Raw genomic sequence first — 19457 nt, forward strand, 5'->3', positions numbered from 1 at the left:
TCTTATCTCTCCTTTTGGACTATAGTTTTACCAGATATATTTTTAAGAATCTCAATAATAATTTCTGAGCAATAATTTGCAGCAGTTTTCGCGAAATCATCATAAGAAACTTGAGCTTCATCATCTGCACTGTCAGAAATACATCGTATAACAAGAAACGGTATATCATTTATGTAGGCAACATGTCCAATTGCTGCACCTTCCATTTCTGTACAATGAGGTGCGTATTCGTCTATTAATTTTGCCTTTAACTTTGAATCTTCAACAAAACATTCACCACTTACAATTCTTCCTTCGTGAGCTTGAATATTTGAACTATTACTGTTACATGCTTTACGTGCTAACTCTATCAATTCCTTACTTGCAATAAACTCCTCTTGAAACGGGAATAATTTTTTCATTTGATTTTTACTTACATCATGATGGGTAACATTAGTTGAAATAACTACATCACCAACTTTTACATCTGGATGTAATCCACCAGCAACGCCCGTATTGATGATAGAGTCTACATTAAATTTATGAATTAATGTTTGCGCACATGCAGCTGCATTTACTTTCCCTACACCAGAACGTGCAATAATTACTTCTGTTCCCATGAATTCTCCAATATAAAATGGCATTCCCGCTATTGTCTGTTCTTCTTGTATTACTAGCTTTTCTAAAAGTAAATCTATTTCAATTTGCATTGCTCCGATAATGCCGATTCTGTTCATGTATGTAGTCCCCTTTATTAATTAATCCCTTTAATCCTCTCTGACATAACCGACAATAAAAATTTCGGAAGTACAAGTTGTCTCTTTAATCTTTTCGGCTGTGAGAGTAACCTATACAGCCATTCAGTTCCAGTATCCCTCATTATTTTCGGTGCTCTTTTTACAGTACCAGATATTATATCAATCATTCCTCCGATACCAATAGATAGCGGAACGTTTAATGTTTGTATGTTTTCATAAATGAACTCTTCTTGTTTTGGTGAACCTAGTCCTACAAGTAATAAATGCGGCTTGAATTGCTTAATTTTCATTTTTATTTCTTCTATTTCTTCACCATTTACAAAGCCATGCTGTCCTTTAAACTGTGCTCCTGGGAACTGCTCATTTAATTTTTCTATTGCCTTTTTATTACTTTCTGGCACAGCTCCAAAAAGAAAGATACGATATTCATTGTCGTTACAATATTTTATTAAATCGTGAGTTAAATCCGCCCCAGTAACACGTTCTTTCAAAGTTCCTTTTAATATTTTCGAGCCAATTATGACACCAATCCCATCCGCTGTTATTAAATCCGCAGATAGTAACATCTTTTTAAACTCCTTTGATTTTTCCGTATTTTCCTTTGCAGACATAACAATTTCAGGATTTGCAGTTACTACAAACCTTGGTTTCTCTTGTTGTTCATGTAGCCAACCTTTTAATAAACTTATAGCTTTTGCATATTCTAAAGTTGAAAAAGGTATACCTTTTATAAATTGCTGATCCACTGTACTCTCCCCTTACATAAGCTGCAAATATTCATCAATGTCTTTAGAAATTTGAATAAAAGCTTTATTCCAAAATTCATAATTTCTTATATCTATTTCAAAATGTTTTTTCATAAGCTCCTCTACTGGAGCCTTTCCTGTTTCTCGTAAGAACTCTTTATATTTCAAATGAAAAGTACTTTTACCTTCTTGAGCTATTTCTAATAAGCTAAAACTTACTAAATATCCAAACGTGTATGGATATTTGTAAAAAGGAACATCTGCTATATAAAATTGAATATATTTCATCCATACAAACGGCTGGTATTCACTTAAAGCATTTCCATAAGCTTCTTTTTGTGCAATTATAGATAATTTCTCAATTTCATCAGCACTTAAAGGACCCTCTTTACATTTTTCATAAAATGTTTTTTCAAACTGATACGATGCTCGTATTGCCATTACATAATTAAAACTATTTCTTATTTTCCAGCTAAGTAATGACTTTTTCGTATCTTTACTATCCGTTGTTTCAATTAGATAATTTAAGAGTACCGTTTCAAAGAAAATAGATGCTGATTCAGCCGTACTCATTGGCAAATAATCATCTAAAAAAGATGTAGATTGTTCAAAACTCATATTATAAAAATGCCAAGCATGTCCTAATTCATGAGCGAGCACTCTTACACTATTTATACTCCCATCATAACGAATGGAAATTCGCGATTCTTTCTCACTGAAAAATGGAGCACAAAACCCGCCTGGTGGTTTATTCTCTCTCGGTTCAGCATCTATCCAACCACTTTCTATCGCATTACGTGCAAATTCTGCTAATTCTTCATCAATATTCTTCCATGCATCATAAACGTTTTGTATTGCTACTGAAAAAGGAATCATGACCTCATTACTTTCCTTTACCGTCATAAGTGCATGCCATGTAATTGAAGCTTTCCCTTTCTTATACACGTTTAAAGCACTTACTAATTTATCAAGGTTTTCTTCTGTCGCATTCCACATTTGGAATAATACAGTTTCTGAAATGCCATTCGCATGAAAAGATTGTGTTAAAATCTCTCTATCTTCTATTTCATTACTCTTTGCATTACGCAATCTCCCTACTTGATTTAATACAGTAGCAAAGATTTCTTTTTCCTTATGTAAAGCACATGTTAATGACTCGAATACTTCTAATCTTTCCTTTTCATTATCACTATTCATTGCAATAGTATTTGCTTGTCCAAAGGATAATAGTTTATTATTGTGCTCTATTTCTATCCTATCCCGTAATTGTATGTACATATTTTCCCACGCATTAAGTTCATCTTTTATTAACTTAGTATTATCTGAAGTTTCCACTTCATTATGTTTTATTACTTGCTGTAATTCACTTTTTAGTTCCTTCACTTTCACGGTCAATTTAGTAAGGTCAGATGGAACACTTTCTTCAACCGATCGACAGTACAAATAGTATTCTGCTTTTTCAATAACTTGTATAAGCTTTGAAAGAATCTCTACATCTTTTGTTACAAAATATTGCTCTTTCAACTCCAAAATCGGAAATAGAATATCCTCATTCAAATACAAGCGATTTAAATCCCATCTAGCACTTTCTTGCATTTTTATAGCCGCCTCCTATTTTTACAAATAGTTACAGATATTTCTCCCCACACAATTATATATGAAATGGAAAAATTTTGATATCTTCAAATATTTAAATTCCTATATATATATTCTTATTTATACTCTTTTCTTCTACCATTAAGTATCATTACACATATAAAAAATACTCCCTCTACAAGATTGCATTTGATATAGGAAAACTTCAAAGATTTTATCTTCATCAATACCATATCGACCGATTATCACAGATTAAAAAATAAAAAAGGATTGATCAAAAGATCAATCCTTTACTCTACTTCATTTAAGAAAAATAACGTTATAACGCCAGGTCCTGTATGTGCACCGATTGCTGCACCAATTGTATTTACGATAAATACTTCACAGCCAAATCTTTCCGTAATTAATGATTTTAATGCTTCCGCTGTTTCTAAATCGTCACCGTGAGTCATACCGATTGTTTGACCTTTAAGGTCTTTACCACGTTCTTCCATAATATCAACAATACGGCTTAATACTTTCTTTTTCCCTCGTACCTTTTCAAGTGGTACAAGTTTTCCTTCTTCCACGTTTAAGATCGGTTTAATGTTTAGTAAACCACCGATAAATCCTGCGACTTTGCTTAAACGTCCACCTCTCACTAAGTACTGTAAGTCAGCTACAGTGAAGATATGTTCCATATGGCTCATTAGAAAATCAACACGCTTTAAAATATCTTCTTTTGATGCGCCGTCTTTTGCCATTTTAGCAGCTTCTAAAACGACAAGACCTTGACCAAGCGAAGCACATTTCGTATCAATAATTTCTAAATCTAAGTTAGCATATGTTTCTTTTACTTCCTCTTTAATGACAACTGATGATTGATATGTACCAGACAGTTCAGATGAAAAAGCTAAATATATACAAGGATTACCTTCTTTTGCATAAGAAACAAATTTTTCTTGGAACGTTTCAAGTGAAGGCAATGACGTTCTATAAACAGCGCCTTCTCTCATTTTTTGCAATAATGTAACTGACTCTAATGTTACTCCATCTAAATACTCTGTTTCTGCTTCATCATATACACGGAGTGGAATTAAATCAATATCATATGCTTGCAGCAATTCTACTGGTAAATCCGCCGCACTATCCGTAATGATTTTAACACCCATTTTTAAACCTCTATTCTGTTATAAATATAAAATAATAAAATAAAAATAGTACTTTTAAATTATATACGTAAAACTTAAATGAAGAAAGGAAAACACTTTATATTGTATGCACTATTCTTCAAAACTTGAACTATTAATGAAAATGATTCTATTTTAAACACCTTTTTCTTATTATTTTTCTAAAACACGAATAATTTTATAAGTATTTTGTATCATTATATTTTAATTCTTTATCTTAATATAATCTTTTCAAATTCATACTGTTTAAAATGTAAAAGCCAAATCCAATAAAGGAAATGGCTTTTACATTTTCATAAAATAACCAAACTTTATTTTCCATCAAATTGTTTGTTTACATTCATACTTTGGTGATGTTGAATATTAGTCCAGTTATGATAAATATTTATAGCCTGTACTATAATTAAAACAGTGAATATTCACCTGTAAGAATCACTAGATAAAAACAAGTTAAACATTTTATAAAATATTTAATTTTACTAGTAAAGCTAATAAAATTTGGAGAAGAATTTGAACATTTACTGCTATGTCTGTATCCGTAGTCGTAACTGTAACATTTCTAGAATTTCTAATAACAGTTTCTTGTTTATTAATTTGTTTAATAGATGATTTTTGAAACAATTCTTGTGCTACACGGTCAGCTTTTTCACTATCTGCTATAGAAATACTTATTATAACCACGATAGCTGCTTGTAATGCAGCTTGAATAGATAACGCAGCTTTTGTATCTGTAGTCGTAACTTCTACATCTGCTGAATCAACTATTGTAATAGATTCTTCAGAAATTTGGTAAGTTTTACTTTCTTGTGCTGCAGCTTCTGAAACGGTAGCATTTTTAAAAGATGGATGAGGATTTGAGGAGTCTAATGCACTCCACCTTTTATTTTCATCTGAATGACATGTTTTTTTCATACATTCACCCCCTTTCAATCTAAATAATTATTAACTTGTGATTGTATTTCAGAAACAATACTTTTAATTTGCTGCTTTTTTTCTGGCGATAAATTTTTTAGTTTTTCTTCATTTATCCCATGCCTATTAAAAATATCTGAGAGTAGAAGGTCTATAATTATATTCTTTTGATCCTTATCAAACTTAAAGGAAGAAAATTTATTTAAATCATCCATTTACAATATTCACTCCTATCAGTTTTCTATAAAAATTTAGATTAACTACCAGCATTATATGTATTTAAATAAAAAATGCTTGGACAAGTAACTTAATCTTTTATTTTCACGGCTTTTTACTAATAAAATCAAAAAGCTGTCTTCTAATACGAAGACAGCTTTCCTTTACTTCACATATATAAGTTTTATTCACTGTTAAATAATAGGTTCACCTTTGTTATTGTGTAGTTTTCCACACTTAATTTCCCATCAATTTTGAATATTAATTCAGTCATAATGAGAAAGTCCAAGCTTGTACCACATATTACAACAAAAAATATTTACTTAGAGTGAACCCTTATAGCTAAATAGGATAGACACTTTATAAAATGTTTAGTTTAACTAGTAACGCTAATAAAATTTGAAGAAGAATTTGAATATTCACTGCAATATCTGTATCAGTAGTTGTTACGGTTACGTTTCTGGAATTTTTAATAAATGTTTTTTGTCTATTAATTTGTTTAATAGATGATTTTTGAAACAATTCTTGTGTTATTTTATCTGCCTTTTCACTATCTGCTATAGAAATACTTACTACGACCACAATAGCTGCTTGTAACGCGGCTTGGATAGATAGTGCAGCTTTTGTATTTGTAGTAGTAACTTGTACATCTGCTGAATCTACTATTTCAATATATTCCTCAGAAACTTGATCGATTTCATCTGTTTGTATAGCTTCTTCTAAAAAATTTGCATTTTTACTAAATGAATAAGAATTTACTGATTCGGAATCCTGTTTTTTTGGTTCAGAACCCCGATTTAATGGATCACGTTTTTTCTTTCTTCTACAAACTTCACAATCACACATAAAATCACCCCTTTTAGTCTAAAAAATTAGCAATATAAAAATATTGGCTAACTACTAGCATTTTATGTATTTTCAAAAAAATTGTTTGGACAAGTAACTGAATTTATATTTTATTTCTAATTCTTTTTTGTAATAACAAAAAGTTGCCTTCTAATAAGAAGACAATCCTCTTTTATTTCACATTTATATAAAAGACCCATACTTAAATACACTAAACTTCATATGATATATTGCATCCTTTCTTTTTAGAATAAGTAGTCGTTACTGAAGGGCACTTTTCGAAGTGCTCTTATCTTTAATCCCCCTCTTTTTCAGGAAGAATTTTTTTACTAAATCCTAATATGATTTGTATCACTAGGGCTGGCGATTACCACATTTCCTTAATAGCTTCAATGAATATAGTAGCTACTAATTAAAATAACCCTATGATTTTCTCTACACTTAAACAACCTTGCGTTACCGAACACATAAACTAATTTTTATTTTGACTATGTAACACTAAATTCACAAGATTATTATCCTATGTTTGGTGAAGCCATCATTTCAATGCCAGCAATCCCACACTTTTAACTAATAACTTAAACAAATGTGCTATCTCAAGGTTCTTTTGATATAGTATCTTATGTTCTATATAATGAAGAGAGCGCTAGTATTCCGAAGGAGGATGTATATGAGTATTCAATTGGCCACATCTAACGATTTAGAATGGATTAATAACCAATATGACTCAATAAGATTTGTACGGAGTGATTTAAAGAGAGATAAAGTTGCAATTATTACATATAACAACGAGTATGCAGGTGTTGGCCGATTAGTCCAAATAGATGAAGATACTTTAGAAATGGGCGGAATTTTTATTCTGCCTCAATTTAGAGGGCTACAATTAGCTGGTGAGCTTGTTTCATTTTTAGTAGAAACTGCAAAAAAATCACAAATACAAAATGTATATTGTCTTCCTTTTGAGGAATTAGAAAACTTTTATAAGAAATATGGATATACTGAAGTCGATACTACGAAAGAAGCAGTCCATCCAATCATTCTAAAAAAATATAATTGGTGTTTGGAGAATTACGATAAACACGTTCTACTCTTCAAATTGTAAATGTAATAAAAAAATATATTCTCAATCGTTTTTCTATCAGTACTCCTAATGGGAGCTAAGGATTAATCAAAGATATTTTATCTCTCCTTTTATAAATGGCTGATTAAAACTCAATGTTCTGTCAATACTATAGGTAACATGATTGTATTTCTCCATTCCCCCTTGGAGAAGAGCAGTTAGCTTTTGCTAACTGCTCTTTTATTTTTTCAAAAAGTCACATAAATATCTTTAATTCCAAACATTCAAAAGATAAAATATGATATGATTGTTATGAAGATATTTACCAACTAATAAATGCGCCCTAGACTTACGTACTAGGGCGCATTTATTTTTTAGTATGTAACTCCTTCACTCATCTATTATCCACAAAATAAGTATCATATGCCTTATCAAATTCATATCCTAACTTTTCTGCTAGTTTAGCAGATGTAGTATTCGCTGCGTCCCAGTTTGGATACTTTCCATTTTCTAAGCAATCCAATATAAGAGCTGCACTTACTACAGTTGCCAAGCCCTCTCTTCTATGATTGTGATCAGTCGCAACTTCAATTTCAATCCCATCATTATAAATACTATACGAGGATGCACCGCATACAACTTCTCCGTTATATAAAATGCTATAACCTATACCACGGTTTATATAATCTTCTACCGAATGAAATTGACTTGTGAAATCTTCAGATATCTTATGTAATGTAGGGCTATTTGCGATATGCTCGTCTATTCTTCTTAACTCATATTCTTTTGGAAGTGCTGATATAAAAGATTTTAATTTTGAACGATTAAAAACTTCTGGATTTCGTTTGAATTTATAACGTAAAAACTTATCTATTTTTCTTTCATGGAATGTTTCTAAGCGTTGTTTCCACTCTTCACTATTTACGATAACTAAAATTCTTTCTGGAATATTACGTAATAACTCTTCTGTTTCTTTCGTATTTGGGTCTCCAGCGTAAAATGTAAAAATCCCTACCGTAACTTGTGCTACTTTTGGATTTTCAAGATCATTTACCCAAGCAGTACCCATATGCCCTTGTAAATAAGAAAGTAAAACAACGTTATTGAAATCCTCAAACATAGAAACTAGTTTTTTTCTTGTATGTATATTCGCTTCATATATCATTTACATTCCCGCCTTCTTTAGAATCAACTACTCTTAACATTTTCATGAGCGCTCCATAATTCGTATTCATATACATACCCACCTGTTCATCATAAAAGCAATTGACTATTAAATTAAAACTTCGAATATTTATAAAATATCAGTAAACATAAAATGATTATAACATCTACTAACTATGAAATGATCAACATATAAAATAAGTCAACAATAAATATATTTCTTACCCGTTAACAAACGGTTTGAAGGACCAACATAATTAATTATGTAACAACTCTCAACAATAGTTTGAGGGTGCATTTAAATACATGTGTTATAACTCATTTTTATAAATAAAAGATTCCGTCTCACCGTTCTTATATACTTTAGTCAATTTAACAAATGATTTATACGTGTTAACGTCATCCTCTATCATTTTTTTCATCTCTTCTATTTCGGCATCACCAGTTCCGCCCTCTATTTTTAAACAGTTCGAAATGGAAAGGTATCCGCTTGATGCCAATATAAAAATAAAAATCGTATCAGGAAAATTAATAAATAATAATCCGTAGTTTAAAGGGTCTCCAGCTGGATGTGATAAAAGTAATCGAAAACCTACCAGTTCAGGTACTTGAACAAAATCTCTAGAAACTCTCGCCTCACCTACTATAGTAATTTGCTTTACTACATTCCCGAGATCATCTGTAAATTCAGTACATCTAGGTGGATTAATTGTTGTTGCTTGGAAAGACACATTTAATTCAGGATTGTTAAAATCGAAAAAGATTGTACTCCCCTCTGTTAAACAATGCGGGCAAACATTTCCTAGCAAGCTAAAGTCCTCTTCAATATATTTAACTTTTGTTTTGCAGCTACATACTTTCCCTATTCGAATTGCATCAATCTTTGAACAATCGACAAATATAACCTCATTGTCTTCTTGTACGAATGATACGATACCTGTTTTCTTATTAAATGAAAGAAAATAAGATACAGCAATTTCGTTTCCTTCTATTATGATACTTTCAACTTTAGTATACGGTTCTAGACTTTGTAAAAACTCACATATACTATTTTGGCAACACCCACAATTACGTTTCGGTTCACACCCCACTTACACTCCATCCCTTCTCTATATAGAATTGCTACTACATATATATGAGAAGAAAATAAGAAAAGCTTGGACAATATAACGTTAACGTAGCAATATCGTTACCTAATCGTACATTTATATGGAAATCACACCATTTTTGAGTAAGGACACATAATTTTTACTATAAATACATATAACAATTTCATCTTTCATGAAAAAAACGTTATAATAAGGTGTAGCCTCTACGATTACGTTATAAAGGAGATTAAAACAATGGCTAAAATTAAAGTATACCAAGCAAAAGAGGAAAATATGGAAGCAGTAAAAAACATCATTGATGTTGAGGAACAAAACCCAACTGCTGAAAACTTACAAAATCTATACGCATGTGTATTAGATACTGAAGATATGGCATTGCCTGAATCATACATTGAAGAAGATATCTTAATTGATTCTATTGAAGTTATGGTTAACGCTTCTCAAAGCAAAGTAAGAGACTTAGGTGCTTACGATGTAATCGAAGTTCAAAACAAAGGTAAGAAAACACAAATTTTACTATTAGCAGACGAAGAATACGAAATTATCGAAGGCTAATCTAAATCTGTACATACGAAAAAGCTCCTTTCCAATTAGAAAGGAGCTTTTTCATTACGCTTTTGATGTTTCACTCTTTTTATTCGTTTGTTGTTTCTTAATTACCATGCGCTCATTTCCCATAAAGAAAATGAATATGAATGCTAATCCAGCTGGTACCAATGCCCACATGAATGTTTGAACAATTGAACTAGAAAGAGCGTCAATAATCTTATCTAATATTTGCGGAGGGATTTGAGATCTTGCTGATTCTGATAGAATAGCTCTTGAATCCCCTAAAGCGTTTGTATTCATTCCCCCGCTCATCCCTTTAAATGCTTCTTCTAATTGATCTTGGAAACCTGTTCTTTGGATCATTCCGAAGATTGTAATGCCTAGTGTCATTCCTAACGAACGAATGAAGTTACTCGTTGAAGTCGCAGACCCGCGCTGTTCCATACCGAAGTTGTGAATAGCTGCCATACTTAGTACAGAGAATGAGAAACCGACTCCAAATCCGATAATAATCATATAAACTGTTAATAATACACGACTTGTTTCTGGTGTTAACGTGCTTAATAAGAATAGTCCAATTAGCATAATAACCGCAGAAATAATCATAATGTTTCGGTAGCTAAGTTTAGTTGTTAAAAATCCGCCTAACTGCGCTGTTACGACTGATCCTAACATCATCGGTAAAAGTAATAATCCTGAGTTTGTTGCGGTACCACCGTATACACCTTGAATAAATAACGGAATGTACACAGTTGCTGACATAAATGCAGCACCGTAACATAAAGCAATAATTGTACTCATTCCGAATAAGCGCTGCTTAAACATCTCAAATGAAATAATTGGTTCTTCTACTTTTCGTTCAATAAAAATGAATGCGATGATTAAAATGGCGAATCCACCAAATAAGCTTAAAATAAAGCTAGAATCCCAATCATATTTTTGTCCACCTAGTTCTAAAGCAAACATTAAACAAATTACTGCACCAACTAAAGTAATTGCACCAAACCAATCAATCTTTTGCTTTCTATGAACGCGTGATTCTTTATAAAAGAATGTAATAAAAATAAGTGCTAAAATGCCAAGTGGTAAGTTAATATAAAATACCCAGTGCCAGCTAATGTAATCGGTAATATATGCGCCAAGTAATGGCCCGAAAATACTAGATAATCCAAATACCGCTCCGAATAAGCCACCCATTTTCCCGCGTTTTTCAGGTGGGAAAATATCAAAAACGATAGTAAACGCAATTGGCACTAATGCCCCGCCGCCAATACCTTGAATGGCACGATAAATACCTAACTGTGTAATATTTTCAGCAGTACCACAAAGTGCCGAACCAATCATAAAGACAATTAAACCGAAAATAAAGAATCTCTTTCTACCATACATATCTGATAGCTTACCGAAAATCGGCATGCCTGCCATTTCTGCGACCATATAGGCAGAAACGACCCATACAAAGTTTTCGAGGCCTCCTAAGTCACCAACGATTGTTCCCATCGCCGTTACGACAATGGTATTATCCATCGATGCCATTAAAATACCTAGCAATAAGCCCGCCACAACAAAGCCGAGCTTATTATTCTTCTCAACCATATCTCTTGCTCTCCCTCATACTACTTATATTTGTTTATGTTCTTTTACGACTGCATTACCTTTTTGATTAAAACTAGTATGATATTCTACAACACTAATTTCACATCCAGGACCAATTGTGACATTGTTGCCTCTTACAACTTCAGCAATCGTATGTTCTAAATAGATATCATCTCCTTCAACAATCGAAGTTTGGAGGTTTCCAGCATGACTAGTAAAAGGAATAAATCTCGTTTTTTTACGAACAGTAATCTTTTTGCCACCAATTTCTCTTACCTTACTGCCTTCATAACGAAGTGAGATTTGAATATTTTCAGCATTAAGTAATCCAGCACTTTCAAGACCACCAGTTAATGATAAATCTTCTATTTCAATATCTCCCTTCACATTTAAAGCACCTTTTACATCTACGAAATCACCTGAAAACTTTCCTGCAATATCTATCATACCTCTAACTTTTGTTTTTTCAATATGAGCATCACCATGAATTTGTGTATTACCATATACTTTTACATATTCCGCATCTACATTTCCTTGTACTTCGTTATCTCCATACACGACATAGTTTTTCACTTTCACATTACCGCGTACATCACTCGTTCCGTACGTTTTAAACTCATTGCAACTCATATCATTCGTAATTGTTCCTTCACCGCGAATCTTCACTTTATTATAATCTCCGCCTGCTGAATTACCAGAACCATTTACTGTGAGACTATGTGGATGTTCCATATTGATTTCTCCCTTCCGTTAAACCTGCTTAATTTCTTTTACATTTGCATTTTTATCAACAGTAAGAACACCCGTATATTCAATCAGTTCAATCTCACAGTTTGCTCCTACTGTAACATTGTTTCCTCTTACCGTTCTTATGTGAGCATAATCAATATCGATATTGTCACCTTCTAATAGTTCAGCTTCTAACTGCAAGCCAAATACTGTTTTAAATAGCCTACTAAATGTACCTGATCTATGTCTTACTTTAATCGTTTGACCACCAATTTCTTTCGCTCGACATGTACCGTGAATATTTATATTAATTTCATCTGCGCTTAATAAACCACCGATTGTAAATTGTCCTTCTGAAGAAAAAGTATCCACTTCACAATTACCGTCAATTGTAGCTTGACCATTGACTTTAAATTCTTCACCAGTGACATTTCCACCTATCGTACCTTTTCCTGCAATTTTCAAACTGTTTGCTTTTACATTTTGCGTAATTGTTGCTTTTCCATCAATTCGCATCGTTTCAGCATGAACTGTGCCATCAACTTTACCAGATCCGCTAATTCGTGCACTGCTACTTTTCAAATCGCCAGTAACTGCACCGTAACCGTTACATTCAAATTGCTCACATTCAACATTTCCATTCACAGTTCCTTTTCCGTTTAATTGCACTTTATGAAACTCGCCACCATTCGATGAACCGTAACCATTTATAATCAAATTATCTGTACGCATACTTTCTCCTCCACTACAACAATTTAGTTTTTAATGCTTCGGTATATTTCATAATCGCTTCGCGTAAAACGATTTTGGTGCCTTTTTCAAAAATTAAATCGTCCACGTTTGAAACTAATAAACATGTAGAAATACCTAACTTTCGGACAATGATTAAGTCACAAGTTTTATGTTTCATTGCTTCATAATTTTCACGTAAAACTTGCAAGACCATTTTTCCTTCTTCTAAACTAATCTCTCCTGATTGTAGTAATTCTTCTAACATGTACACATAAAGAATGTCTACAAATTGAAACTCTGCTGTTTTATTCGTTTGTTCTATGAAAAATTGTAAAACTGGTTCTGATGCAATCCCCTTGCGTAAAATCTCTTCCTTTGTTAAAAGAATTTCTCTCACACTCGGTGAAAACATGTTCGCTAGTTCATCAAGTGATAAATCCTCTTTCATCGTTTGGATTTTATCGATACGCTCTAATATCTTTTCTTTCGGAAAAAATGTCTCTTGACCTGTAAACGTTGATTTTCGTACAAACCAATCTTCCGGAATTAAATTTTTTCTTTTCCACCTATATAACTGTCCGTATGAAATACCAGTTAGTTCTAATAAATCTTTTTTTGAAATTAAATCTGTACTCAACTGTATAACACTCCTTCCTGATAACAATGTAACATAACACTGTTACGCTGTAAATAGACTTTTATCACAAGTAGCGTAACAATGTGTAAAACAAACCTATTCTCACATACAAAAAGGCTCTTACACATCTTATGAAAATGTGCAAAAGCCCTTATATATCAAGATTTAAACCAAATATTATAAAAATCAATCCAACCTTGTGAATTAATCATTATATTTTGAACTTTTTCATGTGTACTTACCTCTTGTTTATTACGATATAAAGGAATAATATGAATTTGACGTAACAAAGTATCCTCGATATCGCGTAACAGTGTAACTCTTTTCTCTAATTCTTCTTGTCTAAAATAAGGAGACAACTTTTCATGAAAGTCCATGCTGCTTTGTCCATGAATAAAACTATTTTTTGTAAGAAACATATATAATAAACTATCTTCTATTCGTTCACTTATTGTGGCACTATCATGCATCATATCGGCCTTTTGTATCGTACTTACTTCCAATAGCTCTTCTATCTCAAGAAAATTATTTTCTACACGAATCCCGTACTTCGCACACTCTTTTTGTATCCATTGTGCATCTTCAACATGATCTCGTCCTGTAAATGTGTAGAGTTGTAGCACTTCACTATGATAAGTACTCCTTTTAATTAAACTTTCGATATCTTCGTCAATATCTACTATGCTTTCATTTGCTAATATTAGTTTCTTTGCCACTTCTCCACGTTCTCCGCCGAGTTCTTGAACGATTGTATAACCATGAATGATGTTATATAACGCTTTCCGAAATAACGCATCTTGCATTGGTCCTTCTTTCGTAAGATTACATGTTATATATGTCACGTTCGACTCAAGCCGAGACAATTCTTTATTATGTTTTTCTTTATCTTTATACTGCGCCTTTACTAAAACATCGTATGTACTTACACCTTGTTCTACATTCCACAACTCAATACGATCTAAAAAAGGTCTTTCACGAAAATATAAAGGATGTCCTTCTAAAATGAACAGATTTTCATTACTTTTATATAATTGAAAAGGCCCTGTTCCAATTAACCCTCCTGCTTCATCTTCATTCACGATAGAACACTGTTCTGCACTTAGCATATGTAAAAACATTCGATTTTCCGTATGTAATTGAATTTCGAAAACGTAGTCATCCACTGAACGGATATTTTCAACGTGTTGTAACATCCATGCGTGTGCATTATTTTCCAGCTTCATAAATCGATTCAACGAGTATATAACATCATGTGCAGTAAGTTGTTTTCCATTATGAAAGTGAACTCCTTTTCGTAAGTAAAACGTCCATATTTTTTCAGCGTCATTATATTCCCAGTGAAATGCAAGTCTTGGCTCTATAATGTTTGTATTACCGTCTACATACACGAGTGTGTCGAATATATGTTTTACCATATGGCATTCTGAGCGCATTGTAGCGTATACAGGATCTAATGTGATATCTAAATTCATTTGTACTTGCAACCGGAGTACATCTCTTCTCCCTTCAGATGTCATTTCAACCTTATGACCAAATATTGAATCCACCCAGGAATGATATTCTCCCTTTACCGATGGAAAATGTGAGCTATAGCGTTCCACAAATATACTTCCGCTTTTCACATCCCCTTTTTTCGTTATTTCTTTTCCTCTATCTAAAATTAAAGATATCGGGTGCTTTTGAAATATTAACTTAGACCGATTTCCTCTGCCGCGACCTGGAAACCACTTAATCCAATTTAACTCATCTAATTTTTTTATAATTAATTTACTATTGCGCTCTGTACAAAATAATGTACCAGATATATTTTGCACTGTTACTTCCAATCGTTCTCCCTCTTTTTTTCCTTTTCCATAAGCAATCCATAGTTCAATGTATTGATCTAAAATAAACATCATACTCCCCCTAAAAGGTGAAAAATCCTCCCTATAGTTTCTACCCTTTTTCCAACTCTCCTTTCATCTTATCATTTCAATATAGAAAGGAGGAATTAATATTGAATTATCTCTTACTTCGTTACAATAAACCTATTTTTATTAGATTGTGTGGTGAATTATTAACCCGAACGACTGAATCTATGTTAGCTCTCATTATGATTATTTACGTCAATAAAATGTTAAACGGCAATGTAATAATAACTATGCTGATTTTCGGACTGCAGCCACTTTCAGACATTTTATTTACACTTATTGCTGGAGGAATTACTGATAAATATGGCCGAAAAAAGATTATGTTACTCGGATTATTACTACAAGGTGTTGCAATCGGCAGTTTCGTTTTCGCTCAATCTGTTTTTATATTTGCACTGTTATATGTCATTAATGGTATTGGCCGTTCCTTATATATTCCAGCTCAACGTGCACAAATTGCTGATTTAACAAAACAAGAGCAGCAAGCAGAAATTTTTGCTCTCCTACAAACGATGGGAGCAATTGGATCCGTAGTCGGCCCTTTAATCGGTGCAAGTTTTTATAATACTCACCCAGAATATTTATTTATCGTGCAAAGTGTAACCCTTACGATATATGCCGTTGTTGTTTGGACCCAGCTCCCAGAAACCGTTCCACCTATGAGTAAGTCGAAACAAACAGTTGAGGCAAGTTCACCAAAGCAATTTATTTTTAAACATTATGCCATATTCGGTCTTATGATTTCTACACTTCCTATTAGCTTTTTTTATGCACAAACTGAGACGAATTATCGTATTTTTGCAGAACATGTATTTCCTAATCTCGTATTCATACTCGCATTTATTTCAACATGCAAAGCCATTTTGGAAATCATTCTACAAATCTTCCTCGTAAAATGGTCTGAACGATTTTCTATGACGAAAATCATCCTTATTTCTTACGCCTGCTATACAATAGCTGCAGTTGGCTTTAGTTATTCAACGACGATATTGTCGTTGTTCTTCACCTTACTCTTTTTAGTCATTGGAGAAAGTATTGCTCTAAACCATTTATTACGATTCGTTTCAGAAATTGCACCTCATGATAAACGTGGTTTATATTTTTCAATTTACGGTATACACTGGGATATATCTCGAACGTGTGGACCAGTTATTGGTGCAGTTATATTAAGTAAGTTAAATGGAAGTATGCTGTTTTATATTTGTGCTAGCTTCTTATTAGTTGGAGGTATTGTTCAAGCGCTATTTGTTCAAAGTTTGGAACGTAAAAAAATCGCGAACCATCCTACACATAATTTATAGGTTACTACTTTTTCAGTAGATCAGCATTTCTTATTGGATAAATGCTAAAAAATAAAAGTGAAGTATTTCGCATATGAAAGTATGTTTTATATGACAGGAGACGTTCCTTGTTTACAACTAAAAACACCTCACTTCAAGAAAGTGAGGTGTTTTTGAAATCACTTAATTTCTTATCCTGCCATTTTATTAATACTATCCTCTGGCGAAAATACGGAAATATGATCGACCTTACCAGTCGTTTTTGGAATGACAAATTTCAATTCATACTGGTTATTTACTTTGTATACATATATTTTATCTTCACCATTCTCTTTAACTGAAGATGGTTTTCCTAATGCTTTTTCAATTTCTTGTAATGTAATCAATTTTAGTTCTGCATGATATGAGCGTACATCAAAAACTTGTGACCCTTTATTAAATCCGAAAACAACATTTTTATTTGTAAAAGTTGCGTACATTCCATTCCCTGCATATTCGGTTTTATTTGCTTTCCCCCACGCTTTTTCAATTTCTTCAATATCCCCTGTATGGGCTCCAAATGGCACATTAGGTACCTTTCCTTCTTTTGCTAGTTCAAACAAATCTTTAACGTGGTTAATTGATTTTTGATTAAGTGTTCTATCTTTCAAATCTTGCTCAGCTGATGGTTTTGTTGTTTTTTCATTACTTGGTTTTGCTTCAAGATTTTTCTTTTCTTCTGAAGAATTGCTTTGTTCATTTTTATGATTTTCCGAGGCTGGATTTGCTTCCTTTTTTTCGTCTGTCCCTTTACATGCTGCTAATGCAAATGTGCATGTAAAAGCAAGAAATAACATAACTATTTTCAAATATACCTTCATCATTTTTACCCCCTATTGTATTTTATTCATTTCGATAATCAACCGGATGCGAAGTATAGTATTAATTAAGGACTTCTAATTCTAAATCGTCACTTTCCCATAATTTTAAAAAACTTGGAATTATATTGTTAATCATCGTATTCATCTCCTTCTTTAAACCTTCTCTTCTCAATGATAATATCCTCTATCTATAACTTAAAACATGCTGTCACAACAGCTCCTTGAAACAAAAAAACCAGTAGGAAGTGATTACTCTTTTCCTACTGGTTGAAATGAAATTAAACGGTAAATCTTAGCTTCTTAAAAAATGTAGCGATAGTGTTTTTTACTGTTTCAAAATTATAAGCAAACGTGTTATCTCCACTTAATGATGAAATACATGTTAAACCTGCAGCTTTAATAAAAGCTTTTACATCTACAAGCATAGAATTAGCCTCCAAGAATTTAATTACAATCATTATAACAGGTGTTTTACGACGCTAACATGAAAGTAATAAATAAATTTCTATTATTAATTTATCTCGCTATTTGCCGGGCAGTAAGATCCCCACCTCAAAATTCAGCGGAAACAAAGAAGTTAGGTGGGGGCCCTGCTGCCCGTAAAAGCTAAATTGGTGAGGGCTGATAATCAGTGGGAATGAACAAAACCCCCACTGATTAAAATTTCACCTTATTTAGCTTACAGTACACCATTTCAATGTCATATAAAAAAGCTGCCCAAAAAGAGCAGCTTCAAATATGTATATTACACTTCAATTGATTTACCATCTTCAACAATATGATAAAGTAAATGCGCTAAATGATGAATTGGACCGTATTCTTCCTCTTCCTCATCTGTTTCGCCTTGGAATTCAAGATCGTTTAAGTATAGTGCTAAAAATTGATAGTATAGTTTTAAATCAAATCCGTAGCATGCAGTTGGTTCTTCATGATCCCCTTCATATTGTAACATTAAGTATTGATCATTTCCTTCTGCATCTTCTGCATCAAAGAATACGAAGAAGCCAACGTTTGTATCTAAATCAAATAAATGACGAGTACCTTTTTCAGTTGCTTTATTGAAGTCCTCTTCACTTAATTTATGTACTGTTGTCGCTTTTGCATTATCTTCTTGATGGAAATTTACTGTAAATGATTTCAATGCTGACACCTCCTGATTGTATAATACTAGCATAACATATAAAAAGGACTGCTTACAAATGTAAACAGTCCTTACATTCATTTTCGCATTGCTCGTAATAAGAAGCTTACGATGAAAATTAAAATGATCGCACCGATTAAAGCTGGAATAATTGCATATCCCCCAATGACTGGACCAAAACTACCAAGTAATTTCGAACCAACCCAAGAACCGATAATACCAGCAATAATATTACCAATTACACCACCAGGTACGTCCTTTCCAGTAATTAAGCTCGCAAGCCATCCTAATATACCACCGACGATTAAAGACCAAATCATATAATAACCTCCTTTACATTTCACCAATCAAAATATAATTAGAAACAATTGCTTACCATTAGTTATGTGACATTTTTCATAAGTTATTCATGTTGTTCAACTTTAAGATTTTTGAGAATAATACACACAGATTAAACCTTTTTTTGAA

General features: G+C 32.6%; 21 protein-coding genes. 3 read left to right on the forward strand and 18 right to left on the reverse strand.

What is annotated here, in order from left to right; translation table 11 throughout:
• Positions 1-2 precede the first annotated feature (2 nt).
• From MR107_RS01955 to MR107_RS01985, 7 genes are all read right to left on the reverse strand, one after another.
• On the reverse strand, positions 3-716 hold the full coding sequence (locus MR107_RS01955) for a 5'-methylthioadenosine/adenosylhomocysteine nucleosidase (protein ID WP_001079719.1): 714 nt from the start codon (positions 714-716) through the stop codon (positions 3-5).
• 17 nt (positions 717-733) lie between these two features.
• Complete coding sequence (locus MR107_RS01960; RefSeq protein ID WP_242292028.1) at positions 734-1483, reverse strand: WecB/TagA/CpsF family glycosyltransferase; 750 nt, start codon at positions 1481-1483, stop codon at positions 734-736.
• Positions 1484-1495: 12 nt separating this feature from the next.
• Positions 1496-3079 (reverse strand): M3 family metallopeptidase, encoded by a 1584-nt coding sequence (locus MR107_RS01965; protein ID WP_242292029.1) that lies wholly within the window; start codon positions 3077-3079, stop codon positions 1496-1498.
• Between the two features lie 290 nt (positions 3080-3369).
• Entirely contained in the window at positions 3370-4230 is an 861-nt protein-coding gene (locus tag MR107_RS01970) for a DegV family protein (RefSeq protein WP_000538278.1), read from the reverse strand.
• Positions 4231-4707: 477 nt separating this feature from the next.
• Positions 4708-5160, reverse strand: coding sequence for a spore coat protein (locus MR107_RS01975; protein ID WP_000750486.1), 453 nt, complete (start codon positions 5158-5160; stop codon positions 4708-4710).
• 14 nt (positions 5161-5174) lie between these two features.
• A complete protein-coding gene (locus MR107_RS01980) occupies positions 5175-5375 on the reverse strand; it encodes a spore coat protein W (RefSeq protein WP_000342253.1) in 201 nt (66 codons plus the stop codon).
• A 361-nt stretch (positions 5376-5736) separates the two neighbouring features.
• Positions 5737-6222, reverse strand: coding sequence for a spore coat protein (locus MR107_RS01985; RefSeq protein ID WP_016110152.1), 486 nt, complete (start codon positions 6220-6222; stop codon positions 5737-5739).
• A 670-nt stretch (positions 6223-6892) separates the two neighbouring features.
• Here MR107_RS01985 and MR107_RS01990 point away from each other — a divergent pair.
• Positions 6893-7324, forward strand: a complete 432-nt coding sequence (locus tag MR107_RS01990) for a GNAT family N-acetyltransferase (RefSeq protein WP_048656231.1) — start codon at positions 6893-6895, stop codon at positions 7322-7324.
• Between the two features lie 352 nt (positions 7325-7676).
• Here MR107_RS01990 and MR107_RS01995 read toward each other — a convergent pair whose 3' ends face one another.
• Together MR107_RS01995 and MR107_RS02000 are read right to left on the reverse strand one after the other, a co-directional pair.
• The gene (locus MR107_RS01995; protein WP_000638727.1) at positions 7677-8447 is read right to left on the reverse strand and encodes a GNAT family N-acetyltransferase; all 771 of its coding nucleotides are present in this window, start codon (positions 8445-8447) and stop codon (positions 7677-7679) included.
• 310 nt (positions 8448-8757) lie between these two features.
• Entirely contained in the window at positions 8758-9537 is a 780-nt protein-coding gene (locus tag MR107_RS02000) for a BC_2878 family exosporium-associated protein (protein ID WP_000501712.1), read from the reverse strand.
• A gap of 252 nt (positions 9538-9789) precedes the next feature.
• Between MR107_RS02000 and MR107_RS02005 the strand changes: the two genes are divergently transcribed.
• Positions 9790-10110, forward strand: coding sequence for a hypothetical protein (locus tag MR107_RS02005; protein ID WP_001062733.1), 321 nt, complete (start codon positions 9790-9792; stop codon positions 10108-10110).
• A gap of 54 nt (positions 10111-10164) precedes the next feature.
• Here MR107_RS02005 and MR107_RS02010 read toward each other — a convergent pair whose 3' ends face one another.
• From MR107_RS02010 to MR107_RS02030, 5 genes are all read right to left on the reverse strand, one after another.
• On the reverse strand, positions 10165-11700 hold the full coding sequence (locus tag MR107_RS02010; RefSeq protein ID WP_078385869.1) for an MDR family MFS transporter: 1536 nt from the start codon (positions 11698-11700) through the stop codon (positions 10165-10167).
• A gap of 24 nt (positions 11701-11724) precedes the next feature.
• Positions 11725-12432 (reverse strand): hypothetical protein, encoded by a 708-nt coding sequence (locus MR107_RS02015; RefSeq protein WP_017673238.1) that lies wholly within the window; start codon positions 12430-12432, stop codon positions 11725-11727.
• An 18-nt stretch (positions 12433-12450) separates the two neighbouring features.
• Positions 12451-13161 carry a bactofilin family protein gene (locus tag MR107_RS02020; protein WP_001258384.1) on the reverse strand — a complete coding sequence of 237 codons (711 nt, stop codon included), beginning with the start codon at positions 13159-13161 and terminating at the stop codon, positions 12451-12453.
• 13 nt (positions 13162-13174) lie between these two features.
• The gene (locus MR107_RS02025; RefSeq protein WP_000102257.1) at positions 13175-13798 is read right to left on the reverse strand and encodes a YhbD family protein; all 624 of its coding nucleotides are present in this window, start codon (positions 13796-13798) and stop codon (positions 13175-13177) included.
• Positions 13799-13956: 158 nt separating this feature from the next.
• Positions 13957-15693 (reverse strand): ABC transporter substrate-binding protein, encoded by a 1737-nt coding sequence (locus tag MR107_RS02030; RefSeq protein WP_127064009.1) that lies wholly within the window; start codon positions 15691-15693, stop codon positions 13957-13959.
• Positions 15694-15794: 101 nt separating this feature from the next.
• On the opposite strand from MR107_RS02030, the gene MR107_RS02035 reads away from it, so the two are divergent.
• On the forward strand, positions 15795-17009 hold the full coding sequence (locus MR107_RS02035) for an MDR family MFS transporter (RefSeq protein ID WP_242292030.1): 1215 nt from the start codon (positions 15795-15797) through the stop codon (positions 17007-17009).
• 170 nt (positions 17010-17179) lie between these two features.
• Here the strand turns inward: MR107_RS02035 and MR107_RS02040 are convergent, their stop codons facing one another.
• From MR107_RS02040 to MR107_RS02055, 4 genes are all read right to left on the reverse strand, one after another.
• On the reverse strand, positions 17180-17851 hold the full coding sequence (locus tag MR107_RS02040; protein ID WP_025688793.1) for a YjgB family protein: 672 nt from the start codon (positions 17849-17851) through the stop codon (positions 17180-17182).
• Positions 17852-18126: 275 nt separating this feature from the next.
• Positions 18127-18273: a hypothetical protein gene (locus MR107_RS02045; RefSeq protein WP_000959548.1), complete on the reverse strand. Its 147-nt coding sequence runs from the start codon at positions 18271-18273 to the stop codon at positions 18127-18129.
• A 320-nt stretch (positions 18274-18593) separates the two neighbouring features.
• Positions 18594-18989 (reverse strand): hypothetical protein, encoded by a 396-nt coding sequence (locus MR107_RS02050; protein WP_000834883.1) that lies wholly within the window; start codon positions 18987-18989, stop codon positions 18594-18596.
• Positions 18990-19066: 77 nt separating this feature from the next.
• Positions 19067-19309: a GlsB/YeaQ/YmgE family stress response membrane protein gene (locus tag MR107_RS02055; protein ID WP_000638306.1), complete on the reverse strand. Its 243-nt coding sequence runs from the start codon at positions 19307-19309 to the stop codon at positions 19067-19069.
• Positions 19310-19457: the final 148 nt, after the last annotated feature.

It is taken from the genome of Bacillus cereus group sp. BfR-BA-01441 (genome assembly GCF_022663075.1).
Classification (GTDB): domain Bacteria; phylum Bacillota; class Bacilli; order Bacillales; family Bacillaceae_G; genus Bacillus_A; species Bacillus_A cereus.

Bases quoted from the DNA above. Each gene is read 5' to 3' on its own strand.
- MR107_RS01955 (WP_001079719.1), bottom strand. From the start codon at position 716: ATGAACAGAATCGGCATTATCGGAGCAATGCAAATTGAAATAGATTTA.
- MR107_RS01965 (WP_242292029.1), bottom strand. From the start codon at position 3,079: ATGCAAGAAAGTGCTAGATGGGATTTAAATCGCTTGTATTTGAATGAG.
- MR107_RS01970 (WP_000538278.1), bottom strand. From the start codon at position 4,230: ATGGGTGTTAAAATCATTACGGATAGTGCGGCGGATTTACCAGTAGAA.
- MR107_RS01975 (WP_000750486.1), bottom strand. From the start codon at position 5,160: ATGAAAAAAACATGTCATTCAGATGAAAATAAAAGGTGGAGTGCATTA.
- MR107_RS01980 (WP_000342253.1), bottom strand. From the start codon at position 5,375: ATGGATGATTTAAATAAATTTTCTTCCTTTAAGTTTGATAAGGATCAA.
- MR107_RS01985 (WP_016110152.1), bottom strand. From the start codon at position 6,222: ATGTGTGATTGTGAAGTTTGTAGAAGAAAGAAAAAACGTGATCCATTA.
- MR107_RS01990 (WP_048656231.1), top strand. From the start codon at position 6,893: ATGAGTATTCAATTGGCCACATCTAACGATTTAGAATGGATTAATAAC.
- MR107_RS01995 (WP_000638727.1), bottom strand. From the start codon at position 8,447: ATGATATATGAAGCGAATATACATACAAGAAAAAAACTAGTTTCTATG.
- MR107_RS02005 (WP_001062733.1), top strand. From the start codon at position 9,790: ATGGCTAAAATTAAAGTATACCAAGCAAAAGAGGAAAATATGGAAGCA.
- MR107_RS02010 (WP_078385869.1), bottom strand. From the start codon at position 11,700: ATGGTTGAGAAGAATAATAAGCTCGGCTTTGTTGTGGCGGGCTTATTG.
- MR107_RS02015 (WP_017673238.1), bottom strand. From the start codon at position 12,432: ATGGAACATCCACATAGTCTCACAGTAAATGGTTCTGGTAATTCAGCA.
- MR107_RS02020 (WP_001258384.1), bottom strand. From the start codon at position 13,161: ATGCGTACAGATAATTTGATTATAAATGGTTACGGTTCATCGAATGGT.
- MR107_RS02030 (WP_127064009.1), bottom strand. From the start codon at position 15,693: ATGTTTATTTTAGATCAATACATTGAACTATGGATTGCTTATGGAAAA.
- MR107_RS02040 (WP_025688793.1), bottom strand. From the start codon at position 17,851: ATGATGAAGGTATATTTGAAAATAGTTATGTTATTTCTTGCTTTTACA.
- MR107_RS02045 (WP_000959548.1), bottom strand. From the start codon at position 18,273: ATGCTTGTAGATGTAAAAGCTTTTATTAAAGCTGCAGGTTTAACATGT.
- MR107_RS02055 (WP_000638306.1), bottom strand. From the start codon at position 19,309: ATGATTTGGTCTTTAATCGTCGGTGGTATATTAGGATGGCTTGCGAGC.